This is a genomic window from Aeromonas sp. 2MA4 (assembly GCF_029237305.1).
GTDB classification, from domain to species: domain Bacteria; phylum Pseudomonadota; class Gammaproteobacteria; order Enterobacterales; family Aeromonadaceae; genus Aeromonas; species Aeromonas salmonicida.
The window spans coordinates 149,108-161,757 of the sequence record NZ_JAACFY010000006.1 but is presented as its reverse complement, the minus strand read 5'-3'; the positions used below and the strand labels follow the sequence as shown (position 1 = coordinate 161,757).

Genomic DNA, 12,650 nt, shown 5'->3' with positions numbered 1-12,650 from the left:
TCTAGCAGTGGTCCCTGCGAGTGATTGAATAGATTCCTTCTATTCATGCTCGTGGCTAAGGCGGGATATTCTTTATGTAGGGTACTCAGCTTGTGTTCTATCCTGCCCTTGCCTTTCGAGACCGAGGTTAGACCTGCAAATCACGCCAAACTTGGACATTGATCACATTCAGCCAGAACTGAATAAAACCACAGTTTATTCTTTGACGAGCATAACAGAACTGACAATCTCCCATTCAAGAGAACCGCTTGAATAAGCAATTTCCTACACTTTAATTTCATATTTCAGCTTATTTCATTCATTTTAAATCTCGATGGTGCAAAACAAACAAAAACAAAAACACTTATTTTTCATTCACATAAAGAGAAATTCTTAATCTATTGAATTTAATATTCAAAAAAATGAATTCTTCACTGATTTTAAAGGGAGGGATACCAAGATAAATAGTCATAACCAGATCGCCCGCTGAATAATCCTCTTCTTGTCCCAGATCATGGCATTGTGCCAGACCCGCCAGCACAGGCCTGTGCCGCAAGCTGTCAGTGACATACCTTTTATATGGATATGCACAAAACCAGCATCTTGGTCATGCATTTTTCACCGCCCCTGCCACACCCTCTTTTCAAACTTTTTTCATTAGTTGAATTTATTTCGCAACCTTGCGTCACAGGCCGACTCGACTTAACTCAGAAAGTGATCCGGATCACGCCCTGTTCTGTCACCAAGGAGATAGTCATGAAGATCAAGTCCCTGTTTCTGCTTGCCGCCCTGGTTCTGCCCGCAACACCGTCCCTGGTCAGCGCGCAAGGCGCCCCCGCCATCCCCATGGTGGTCTGCCATGTGGACAAGGCCCCCCAGATGCTGGTCCCCGAGTATGTGTGTCAGTGGTACGGAGGTCGTCAGCACTACTGAGTGTGACAGCCAGGAGGAGCTCGGCTCCTCCTGGCTTGTCATGCATCAACCCCCTCCTATACTCAAGGCAGCTATTTTTCATAGGGATAGGGGACTGTCATGATCCTGCTGGTCGGTGGTGAGAAGGGTGGGAGCGGCAAGAGTTGCCTGGCTCAGAATCTGGCAGTCGACCTCAGAACCCGGTTTCATGGCGAAGTATTATTGGTCGATTGTGACCCCCAGCGCACCACCTCCGACTGGATCCAGGAGCGCAATGACAACCCGGATCTCCCCCAGATCAGCTGCGTGCAGCTCTACGGCAACATTCGCAACGACCTCCTCAGCCTGAAGAACCGCTACGACTACGTCATCGTCGACTGCGGTGGTCAGGATAACCGGGCTCTGCGCTCCACCATGGCGGTGGCCACCCATGCCCTGATCCCGCTGAGACCCAAGCGCCGCGATCTCAAGACGTTGCCGCACATGGAAGACCTCATCACTACCTGCAAGATGGTCAATCCCACCCTCAAGGCTGCCGTTGTACTGACCCAGTGCCCTGCTCTGCCCAACCAGGTAAAACGCATTCTGGAGGCCAAGGAGGTCTGCTCCTCGTTTGGGGTCGATGTACTGAACGCCATCACCTACAGCCGCAACGTCTATGACGACAGCGAAGAGAAGGGCCTCTCCGTCATGGAGATCGAGCCAGATGGCAAGTCGGCCGAAGAGATCCGGACCATCGCCAAGGAGTTTTTGGAGCTGGAGGTGTGAAATGGGCCTTGCCGACCTGAAGAAGAAGCACAATCTGCATCATCAGAAGAAATTCACCATCGACGAGTTTATCGAGGATGCGGATTTCTACGCCAAGGGCAAACCCAAAGTAGTCAGTCTTGAGCTGAGCCTGCATCGGGATGAAGCCCTGACGGCGCTCGCCTTTATCGAGCGTGGCGAACACCTGAAACCCAGCTATAAAAAGGCAACTTTCTCCCTGAGCACGGCGGCCATCGACGAGCTGGGCAACCTGACCCAGCAGGACGGCATGAACAAATCCTTGCTGTTGCGCCTGTTCACCCACTACTTCTCCTCTCTTAGCCCGGAAGAGCGCCAAACCATCTATGAGCGGCTGCAAGAGCACAACTGAATCTCACCGTATTGACAGCCATTCTCATCCCCCTGCTCCCCTGTAGTGACTCCCTCTCTACTTCCTGAACCCGAGTTAAATAGAGTGTGAGACATTCGCCATTGACTGCGTAAGCCAGGCGCCTGAAAAGACCCCGCGATAGTCGGAAGACAGGATCGAAAAACCTGAACAAAAAATTATTAACATAATGATTTTAAAAACAAAAAAACCATAAAGGTTTCCTTCGTAACCAGATCGGTAAAAACGTTTTTCACACTGCCGTTGTCGTCCCTCCTGAAATCCTTATAGTTACTCCTGCACGGACGCAATGAAGTCGGTCAGGAAGATTGGCTGCCAGGGTTGGGCAAATGGACTCACCACAGGATGTGGTAAAGGACACCTCCCAGGACGGAGAAAGTGCGACGGGAACGGATGACTCGTCAGGCCATGATGGCTAAAGGACACCCCAAAGGATTGGGAAGGGGAAACCTAAAGGAAGAGGTATAGTCAGGGATTGCAGGGAGCAACTTCGTTCAAGGATATGAGCGATAAGACTATCGGGGGCGACGCAAGTCGCCCCCATCTTTTTTGGCTTTTTTTTACCTCGGCCACACCATACCGCTATTACGCCAGTCGGAAGTGCCCCACGATTTCTCTCAGCCGATCATAAGTCTTCTGCATCGACGCCGAGCTTGCCACCGTCTCTTCCCCGTTGCTGGTCAGCTGACGGATCACCTCGGCGATGGCACTCATGTTGCGATTGATCTCTTCCGCTACCGCGCTCTGCTGCTCGGCAGCCGTGGCAATGTGGCTGATGAGATCGTTGATCTCCACCACTTCGCCCGCCATCAAGTCCAGCGACTCGTTGACCTTGGTGGTGTTCTCGGCCGCCCCCTGACAACTCTGCTTGGTGTTGCTCATGGCATCCACCACTGTCTGGGTTCCCCGCTGCAAGCTGGCCAGCATGGTCTGGATTTCGGCCGTGCTCTTCTGGGTTCGGGCAGCCAGCGAACGCACCTCGTCCGCCACCACCGCAAAACCCCGTCCCTGTTCACCGGCGCGAGCCGCCTCTATGGCAGCGTTGAGCGCCAACAGGTTGGTTTGCTCGGCAATGCTGCCAATTACCCCAAGCACTGAACCAATCTGCTGCACATCCTGCTGCATGGCTTCGATGGATCGCGCCGTCGCCGCCACCTCGTCCACCAGCGCCATCACGCTGGCCATGGCCTGATCGACTACCTGACGGGATTGATCCGCCAGCTGCTGGCTCTGACCGGTGAGCTGGGCCGTGCTGGCGGCACTCTCCGAGACGGAAACCGCAGTGCGACTCATCTCATTGATGGCCGTCACCACCTGTTCGGTCTCGCGCACATGATCCGCCAGCAAGGATTGAGCGGCACCGGTCTGATTGGCCAATCCTTCGATGCCGGTATTGAGCTGGCCACTCGCCCCCTGCACCTCTCTCATCATCTCCTGCAGACGCTCGATGAAGCGGTTGATGCCGGCCGAGATCTGGCCTAGGTCATCCTTGCTCGTCACCGCCAGTCGGCGGGTCAGGTCGCCGCTGCCGCGAGAGAGCTCCAGCACCAGATCCCGCAACGAGAGGATGGGACGATAGGCCACGTTGAGCGCCAGCATGGCCAGCACCAGCACCAGTACAGCCACCGCCAGCAGGGCCATGACAATCTTGCCGTTGAGTACCTGAGTCATGGCGCGGATATAGTCGAGATCGACATAACCGGTCAGCGTCCAGCTGCTGCCACGAATATCCAGCTGATTGGGGCGAGACTCGCTCTCTCCCTGCGGCTTGCTGCTGTAGAGCACATTGCCCTGACCGTCAGCAAGGGAGAAGTAGCGCCCTTCCCCGCTCACTTTCTCCAGCAGATGCTTGAACTCGCTCATGTCGAGGTAATAAAGGTAGGCAGAATCGGCACCGCGCGGCACCAGTATGGTAATGACCGGCTTGCCATCCACCTGTTGTAACGGGCTGATGGTGATCTGGTTGTTGGCTTCGGGGATCAGCTTGCGCAGTGCATCCACCTTGGCCGCATCGTTGATGACACCGCCCACATCGAACGCCATGTCGCCGATCACCTTGACGATGTTGTGAAATCCGGTCTCTTGCAGGGTCTTTTTGACGTTGGTCACGCCGAAGTTGAGGTTGGCCGCCAGCAGGATTTTCTGATTGATGTCTCCCGCCAGCTTCTCTTTGACGAGCGCTATCTGTTCATTGATGTTCTGTGTGGACTGGGTACGAATGTAACCACTGATAAAGTGATTCACACTGAACCAGGCAGTGCCGATGGTGACCAGAATGGCCAATAGCAGCAAGAGGTAAATCTTGACCTTGAATGGCATGGGTTCCCTCCAGAAGGGAGGGCCGGCATTGCCAACCCTCCCTGCCAATTGTTATTTCTTCTTGGCGTACTTCATGGAGTCCAGAGCCACCGCCAGTATGATGATGCCGCCCTTGATGATGAACTGCCAGTAAGGGCTGACTCCAATATAGGTCAGGCCATAGTTGATCAGGGTGAAGATAAGCACCCCTGTGATCACGCCGGCAACCGTCCCCACACCACCGGCGAACGAAACCCCACCCACCACGCAGGCTGCGATGGCATCCAGCTCGTACATGAAGCCCAGGTTGTTGGTGGCACTGCCTACACGGCCCGCTTCCAGCATGCCGCCGAAGGCGTAGAAGACACCGGCCAGGGCATAGATCATGACCAGGTTGACCGCCACATTGACGCCGGAAACCTTGGCCGCCTCGGGGTTGCCACCGATGGCGAAGATGTTTTTGCCAAAGCGGGTCTTGTTCCACAGCACCCAGACAAAGACGCTGGCGATGGCCGCATAGAAGGTGAGATACGAAAGCTTGAACCCTCCTATCCGGATAAAGCCCTGTGCGAAACTCGAGAAGCGGGGGTCAAAACCGGCCACCGGCGAGGCACCCACGGAGTCAAAGTAGAGGGAGTTGATGCCGTAGACGATGATCATGGTGCCCAGGGTGGTAATGAACGGGGTTACGTTCAGATAGGCCACGATCAGACCGTTAACCAGCCCGATCAACGCACCCACGGCACACACCAGCAGGATCACCACGGGAATGGGCACCTCACCCAGCGTAGGGAACACCTTGTTGACGTTGGTCAGCGCCTGCAACATGGTCGCCGCAATCAGCGCCGCCAGACCGACCTGACGACCGGCCGAGAGATCCGTCCCCTGGGTGATGATGATGCCCGCCACCCCCAGCGCTATGATGACCCGCACCGAGGACTGGGTAAGGATATTGCTGAAGTTGGTGAGGCTCAGGAAGGATGGCTCCTGGATCACTATGACCATGAGCAGCACCAGCAACACCAAGTAGATGGCGTTTTCCTTGAGCGCCTGCATCAGATTGAAATTTTTAGCCGACTCCATAAATGTCTTCCTGTCTCTAGAGGTACAGAGATGCCAGGCGCAGTATCTCGCTCTGGTCAGTTTCTTTGGTGTTGACGATCCCGGCGACCCGACCATTGCTCATCACCATGATGCGGTCGGTGATCCCGAGCAGCTCGGGCATTTCAGACGAGATGATGATGATGCCCTTGTCCTTCTTCGCCAGCTCCAGAATCAGCTGGTAGATCTCGAACTTGGCCCCCACGTCGATGCCGCGGGTCGGTTCATCCAGCATCAGGATCTCCGGCTGGGTCAGCAACCAGCGGCCGATAATGACCTTCTGCTGGTTGCCACCGGAGAGAGAGCCAATCTGCGTCTGCTGGGTCGGCGTCTTGACCCGCATGGCGTCGATGACCCACTGGGTGTCGCTCTTCATCTTGTTGTTGCTGAGCAGCCCCATGGAGCCCTTGTAGCTGTCCATGTTGGCGATCAGGGAGTTGAAGGCGATATCGAGGCGCGAATAGATACCGGTGGAGCGGCGCTCTTCCGTCACCAGGGCGAAACCGTTCAAGATGGCCTCGTGCGCCGTATGATTCGCCACCACCTTGCCGTGCAGCTTGATGGCACCCGCACTGTGATCGCGAATGCCGAACAGGGTTTCGACTATGTCGGTGCGCTTGGCCCCCACCAGCCCGGCGATGCCGAGGATCTCCCCCTTGTGCAGGTTGAAGGTCACGTCCTGGATGGAGGGCTGGTTTTTGGCCGTCAGATGTTCGACCTCGAGGATCACCTCTTTGGGCTGATTGGTTTTTTCCGGGAAGCGCTGGGTCAGCTCGCGACCGACCATCATGCCGATGATCTGATCCATGGTCATGCCCTTGAGCGGCTGGGTTGCCACCCACTGGCCATCCCGCAATATGGTGATCTCGTCACACAGCTGGAAGATCTCTTCCATCTTGTGGGAGATATAGACGATGCCGCAGCCCTTCTCTTTCAGCTTGTTGATGATCTTGAAGAGGTGGTTTACCTCTTTCTCGGTCAGGGAGGAGGTAGGCTCGTCCATGATGACGATCTTGGCGTCATAGGAGAATGCCTTGGCGATCTCGATCATCTGCATCTGGGACACGGAGAGCGTGCCTACCTTGACCTTGGGATCGATATCGATATCCAGCTCGTCAAAGATGCGCTTGGTATCGTCATACATCTTGCCATGGTCGACAAACCAGCCCTTGGTGGGATAGCGACCTAGCCACATGTTGTCCATCACGGTGCGCTGCAATACCAGGTTGAGCTCCTGATGCACCATGGAGACGCCATTTTCCAGCGCCTCTTTGGATGAGGTGAAATTGACCTCCTGCCCCTTGAAGAAAATCTTGCCCTGATCCTTTTCATAGATGCCGAACAGGCACTTGAGCAGCGTGGATTTCCCTGCCCCGTTCTCGCCCATCAACGCATGCACAGAATGAGGACGGACCCGTAAATTGACATTATCGAGTGCCTTGACGCCGGGAAAGCTTTTACTGACGTCAATCATCTCCAACAGCCATTCTGATTGTTGCTGTGTTGTCATATCAGCCATCACATCTGGTTGAAAAAAGGGCAAGGGGATCTCCCTTGCCCTGGAGGAGGGAGTTACTCGAATTGAGACAGGTTGTCTTTATCCACACCCACGTAGGCAACACGTACGACCTTGTCGACGATAGTCCACTGGGTACCTTCACCGGCCGGCTTGCCTTCAGCCAGATTCTTGGTCAGCTCGAAGGTGGCCTTGGCCTGGTTGGCTGCATCGTTCAGCACTGTGCCCGCCATGGCACCGCTCTTGACCATGGCCAGCGCCTCGGGCAGTGCATCCACACCGAATACTGGTATGGCGGTCTTGCCTTGGGCTTTCAGTGACTCGACGGCGCCCATTGCCATGCCGTCATTGTTGGCAATGACCACTTCAATCTTGTTGGCGTTGGGGCCGGAGATCCAGGCATCCATCTTGTCCTTGGCCATGGCGGTATCCCACATACCTGTATCCATGTGCAGCTGCTCCGTCTTGAGACCGCCATCGTTCAGGGTCTTGACGACGTAGGAGGTGCGGGCTTCGGCATCCGGGTGGCCCGGCTCGCCCTTGAGCAGCACGAACTGGATGACGCCATCCTTGTTCAGATCCCACTCGGGATGGGCTTTCCAGTGTTTGGCGATCAGCTGACCCTGAATGATGCCTGACTCCTTGGAGTCGGTACCCACGTAGTAAGCCTTCTCATAGCTGGCCAGATCGGCAGTGCTCGGCTCCTTGTTGTAGAAGACGACCGGAATATCTTCGCCACGGGCCTTCTCAATCACGACAGGGGCAGCCGCCGGGTCAACCAGGTTGATCGCCAGGGCCTTCACACCCTTGGCCAGCAGCACGTCGATCTGATCGTTCTGCTTGGACTGGTCATTCTGAGAGTCATTCATCAGCAGCTCCACACCCGGGTTTGCCGCTGCTTCCTTCTCGATGGCCTTGCGTACCACAGCCATAAAGTTGTCGTCGTACTTGTAGACGGTCACACCCAAACGGGTTTCAGCATGGGCAGTGGCCCCTGCCATCAGGCTCATCAGTACGGCGGCAACTGTCGTGATTTTTTTCATTGTTATGCTCCGATCTCTCTATCTGTTTTTGTAGGGAATGCTGTACACCAATTGAACTGGCGCCAGCCTAATGTAATCAGTTTGTTGTATACCGGTCTGTGATCATGGCAACAAAATGAAAACGTTTACATTCTGTTACATAGCAATAAATTCATTAAAAATCATAATGTTGAAGTTAACCCCGCGTGGTAGGGACCTGAACGTGCCTTTTCGCTACCTATGAGCAGGTCAGATTCAGCGTAGAACACAGTTCCAATAGTAGCTCCCTGGCTGCAACCAATATTCCGGTCGCACGCTCTGGCTCCAGGAGTCATCGCCACCCACCCCCATATGAAAACCATCGAGACAGAGGTGCAGGCCTCCCTGCGCCACCAGATCGGTCTGATGGCGCGCCAGGGTCAGCTGCTGCTGACTGTAGCGACTGACGCTGAAGTGGAACTGCCCTTCGAACGTCAGGTCCCCCAGCAACAGTTGGCGCGTATCACAACGCAGTCCGTTGTCGGTCGGGAACACATAAGGGGTGTGCAGAGCCGTCAGAGGCAACTGCCAGCAACCGAGATCTGCGCCAAGCAGGCGATCCGGATAGTTCTCATGGGGGCCGCGACCCAGCCAGCTCACCTCATTGAACTCATGGTTCACTCCTCCATCCAGCCAGAGCCTGGCACCGATGCGGGGCAGTGATGGCATGTCTGCGGCGACCTCCACCCTGATGGTGAGTCCCATGGCACCATCGGCGCCAAAGCTGTGCTGCCAGCGGGTCGACAGCTTGAGCGCCTCGTTGACGAAGTAACCGTGAGTGACCACCACACAGCCCTGATGAGCATTGACCTCCAACCCGAGACAGCGATGCTGCAGATGGTTGAGCCCTGCCCTTTCCCAACGGGCAATCCAGGCGTTGGGATCGGCGTGATCCGCTTCGCTGGTACCTATGTCGTTGTCCAGCGGCGCGCGATAGAAGTGATCGGCAATGGCCCCCCGCAGCCGCTCGCGGCCATGTTTCTGCCAACTGCGGATGCGGCCACTGCTTTTGTCCAGTTGCCACTCGCAGCCAGCCGCGCAGACAAGCCAGTGATCCGGCTGCTCGCTTATCGCGGCGGGTTTAAACGCCGCCGGAATCGCCATAGGCGTTGGCAGCATAAATTGCTGGTGCGCCACCTCATGCTCCGGCTCGGCCCAGGCCGTAGCTGCGGGTTGCACTATGGCCAGATCCAGCCAGGCGAGGGAGCCTGCCGCAAAGGCTGGCAGCGTATCCAGCAAGGTCAGCGCCACACTGGCCCGAGGCGCGAGTGTGAGTGGGCATTCCCCCTGCTGCACGACAACGCCGTTCTCGCACAGTCGCCAGCGCAGCAATTCGTTATCCGTGGTACGGAACAGGTATTCACTGTCGATCCCCACCACCAGGGGATGCTGGCTCAGCAATGTCAGCTCGAAAAATTGCTGGGCCCGCTTTGCCTCGAACAGGGCGGGATGGGGCGTCCTGTCCGGAAACAGCAGGCCGTTGCAGCAGAACTGGCGATCGTTGGGCTGGTCGCCGAAGTCACCGCCGTAAGCCCAATAGTGGCGGCCATCGCCGGTCTGCTTGTCGAGCCCCTGATCCACCCAATCCCACACGAAGCCGCCCTGCAGCCTGGGATGATCGCGAAACGCCTGCCAATAGTGGGCAAAGCCCCCCAGGCTGTTACCCATGGCATGGGCGTATTCACACAGGATGAGTGGCCGGGTCTCGCCCGGCAGACCGATCCACTTGGCCAGCGCCCACTTGGGCACGGCCGGGAAGGGTTGATCCTGATGGGTACGGGCATACATGGGGCAGATGATGTCGGTAGCGGCCGTGTCTGCCCCGCCCCCTTCGTACTGGACCGGGCGACTCGGATCACTGCGCTTGAGCCAGCCATACATGGCGTCGTGGGCAGGGCCATAGCCGGATTCGTTGCCCAGTGACCAGATGATGATGGAAGGGTGGTTGAAGTCGCGCGCCACCATGCGGGTGACCCGCTCCAGAAACGCGCCACTCCAGGCGGGATCCTGCGCCAGTCGCCCCATGGGCACCATGCCGTGGGTCTCCAGGTTCGCCTCGTCCACCACGTAGAGACCGAGCCGATCGCACAGGCGATAAAAGTCAGGATGATTGGGGTAGTGGGAGCAGCGCACCGCGTTGAAGTTGTGTTGTTTCATCAACCGCAGATCCTGCTCCATGGCGGCAGGGGTCACCACATGGCCCAAGGCGGGATCGTGTTCATGACGATTGGCGCCGCGAATGAGCAGAGGCTGGCCATTGACCCGCAGCAGACCGTCACGGATCTCCACCGCCCGGAAGCCCACGTCATGGGCCTCGCTCTCGATGGACTCGCCCTGTTCATCCAGCAGGGTCAGGGTCAGTCGATAAAGTTGGGGCGTCTCGGCGCTCCACTTGTGCGGCGCCGCTACCTCCAGCCATAGCTCGGCCCTGTCTGTGTAAGCGCCCTTCTCGTCGATGGCGCCTGTGCCCAACAGCTGGCGCCGGTCGGCGATCAGCGTCTCACCGAAATAGAGCTTGGCCTCCACCGCCAGCCCGGCGCCCTCATTGACTTGCAACTCCACCTTGAGGCGAGCATCCCGATAACAGGCATCCAGCACGGGTGTCAGCCGCACATCCATCAGATGGCGCTCGGGTTTGTGCAGCAGGCTGACGGAACGGAAAATCCCGCCGAGGCGCCACATGTCCTGATCTTCCAGATAGGAGCCATCAGACCAGCGCAGCACCAGCACCGCCAACCGGTTGCGACCGGCATTGAGGCATGGGCTCAGATCGAATTCGGCAGGCAGCCGGCTGTCCTGGGAATAACCGATCCAGCGGCCGTTGCAGAACAGGTAGAAGGCGCTGTCCACCCCGTCGAAGATGATGCGGGTCTGGCCGCTGGCCAGCCAGTCGGCGGGCAACTCGAACTCGCGGGAGTAACAGCCGGTCGGATTGTCTGCTGGTACCCGGGGCGGGTTACAGGGGAAGGGATACTTGATATTGGTGTAGATGGGACCGTCAGTGGCGGGACGCGACGCCGGATAGGCGGCATCCAGCTGCCAGTTGCCGGGCACAGAGATGGCACAGGCATCCGCCAGATCCTGCTCTAGCCACTGCTCAGGTACAAACTCCGGTGCCTCGAAGAAGGAGAAACGCCATTCGCCATCCAGCAGCAACCGTGACGGTGAGGCGAGAGCGGTACGGGCATCCGCCTCACTGCGCCAGCTGAACAAGGGGGTATGAGCCGCCAGACGATTCACCGATGTAATCGCCTGGGTCTGCCAATCCTGACGGGCCACTATCTCCCTGAGCATCTTTTTCTCTCCCTGCATCGACGCTGAAAACCTATGCAGTGTAGGGGAGTTTTGCCTGGGGATCGGCGATCTCGCTCACACAGATGTAAACGATTACACTCATTGTGTTAAGTAAAACAGGGTAAAAAATCGCTAAATGAAGGTAAAAATGAGCGCCGCCGGATCGCCCACCTGAAAAAAGGGCGACCCGGGACAGGAAACTGACGGAAACAGGAGGGATCAGGCTCGAACGGGTGCCACAGAGTGACGATTGATAAGCGTCGGGGTGTAAATACGGCTCTGCACAGCTTCACTTTCACCCGCCGCCAGCTGCAACGCCAGCTTGGCTGCCTGGGCCGCCATCAGTTCGATGGGATAACGCATGGTGGAAAGCTTGGGCCTCAGGTATCGGGCGTAGATGATGTCATCGAAGCCCACCACCGAGACCTCCTCAGGCACCTTGAGGCCGTTGTCAGCCAGCACTGAGATGGCCCCCGCCGCCATGGCATCGTTGTAGGCAACCACGGCCGTGATGGGCTGCCCTTTGGCCAGCAGGTTGAGCATGGCGCGCTCCCCCCCCTCCTCGTTGGGCATGCCGCTCTCGACCAGCTCGGGATCGGCGCGCAGCCCAGCCTCGGTCAGCGCATCCTGGTAACCCTGCAACCGCAAGGTAGCATCCTCGATGGCGTGGTCCGAGCTGAGAAAAGCGATATGCCGGTGGCCCAGCTCCAGCAGATGCCGGGTCGCAGTGGCGGCCCCCTGTCGATTATTGAGAGCGATGCAGCGCCCCTTCAAGGCAGGAATGTCGCGATTGATCAGCACCATGCCGGGCACCCGCAGGGCATAATCGATCAACTCCTCGTCACTCAACGCCTTGCTGTGTACCACCAGCGCCTCGCACCGCTTGCCGATCAGCAAATCGATGGACTCGCGCTCTTGCTGCGCCCTGTGAAAACCATTACCCATCAGCAGGTGCAATCCCTGCTCCACTGCCACCGCAGCAACCCCCTTGATCAGGGCACCGAAGAAGGGATCTGCCACGTCACCCACCAGCACGCCCATGGTGTCACAGGTCTTGCTGACCAGTGCTCGGGCGTTGGCGTTGGGGGTATAGCCCAACTCGGCCATGGCTTTTTGTACCACCTCGCGAGAAGCGGCACTGGCCTTGGGTGAGTTGTTCATCACCCGTGAAACCGTTGCCACAGATACATTGGCCAAACGGGCGACATCCTTGATGGTACTCATGCTGTTTTCACTTATTTCACAGTTCAAGACGAAGCCATTATACCGGGCATCATCAGTGATAACAGGGGAAAAAGCCAAGTAGTGTCATTTATGACCACTCATGCAAATG

9 protein-coding genes are annotated in these 12,650 nt (G+C 57.1%); 3 read left to right on the top strand and 6 right to left on the bottom strand.

The window, feature by feature from the left end:
- The first annotated feature begins 735 nt into the window (after positions 1 to 735).
- The 3 genes from GWQ31_RS08860 to GWQ31_RS08850 all read left to right on the top strand — a co-directional run bounded on the left by GWQ31_RS08860 (position 736) and on the right by GWQ31_RS08850 (position 2,029).
- Positions 736 to 912 carry a hypothetical protein gene (locus GWQ31_RS08860; RefSeq protein WP_005318424.1) on the top strand — a complete coding sequence of 59 codons (177 nt, stop codon included), beginning with the start codon at positions 736 to 738 and terminating at the stop codon, positions 910 to 912.
- Positions 913 to 1,011: 99 nt separating this feature from the next.
- Complete coding sequence (locus tag GWQ31_RS08855) at positions 1,012 to 1,659, top strand: AAA family ATPase (protein WP_275909160.1); 648 nt, start codon at positions 1,012 to 1,014, stop codon at positions 1,657 to 1,659.
- A 1-nt stretch (position 1,660) separates the two neighbouring features.
- Positions 1,661 to 2,029 (top strand): hypothetical protein, encoded by a 369-nt coding sequence (locus tag GWQ31_RS08850; RefSeq protein WP_005318419.1) that lies wholly within the window; start codon positions 1,661 to 1,663, stop codon positions 2,027 to 2,029.
- Between the two features lie 603 nt (positions 2,030 to 2,632).
- Here GWQ31_RS08850 and GWQ31_RS08845 read toward each other — a convergent pair.
- The 6 genes from GWQ31_RS08845 to GWQ31_RS08820 all read right to left on the bottom strand — a co-directional run bounded on the left by GWQ31_RS08845 (position 2,633) and on the right by GWQ31_RS08820 (position 12,541).
- The gene (locus GWQ31_RS08845) at positions 2,633 to 4,366 is read right to left on the bottom strand and encodes a methyl-accepting chemotaxis protein (RefSeq protein ID WP_275909159.1); all 1,734 of its coding nucleotides are present in this window, start codon (positions 4,364 to 4,366) and stop codon (positions 2,633 to 2,635) included.
- 51 nt (positions 4,367 to 4,417) lie between these two features.
- Positions 4,418 to 5,428, bottom strand: a complete 1,011-nt coding sequence (gene mglC, locus GWQ31_RS08840) for a galactose/methyl galactoside ABC transporter permease MglC (protein WP_042012355.1) — start codon at positions 5,426 to 5,428, stop codon at positions 4,418 to 4,420.
- A 16-nt stretch (positions 5,429 to 5,444) separates the two neighbouring features.
- Positions 5,445 to 6,965, bottom strand: a complete 1,521-nt coding sequence (gene mglA, locus GWQ31_RS08835; protein ID WP_021141103.1) for a galactose/methyl galactoside ABC transporter ATP-binding protein MglA — start codon at positions 6,963 to 6,965, stop codon at positions 5,445 to 5,447.
- Between the two features lie 53 nt (positions 6,966 to 7,018).
- Positions 7,019 to 8,005 (bottom strand): galactose/glucose ABC transporter substrate-binding protein MglB, encoded by a 987-nt coding sequence (gene mglB / locus GWQ31_RS08830; protein WP_005318413.1) that lies wholly within the window; start codon positions 8,003 to 8,005, stop codon positions 7,019 to 7,021.
- 234 nt (positions 8,006 to 8,239) lie between these two features.
- Entirely contained in the window at positions 8,240 to 11,317 is a 3,078-nt protein-coding gene (locus tag GWQ31_RS08825) for a beta-galactosidase (RefSeq protein ID WP_275909158.1), read from the bottom strand.
- A gap of 219 nt (positions 11,318 to 11,536) precedes the next feature.
- Positions 11,537 to 12,541 (bottom strand): substrate-binding domain-containing protein, encoded by a 1,005-nt coding sequence (locus GWQ31_RS08820; RefSeq protein ID WP_011898254.1) that lies wholly within the window; start codon positions 12,539 to 12,541, stop codon positions 11,537 to 11,539.
- Positions 12,542 to 12,650: the final 109 nt, after the last annotated feature.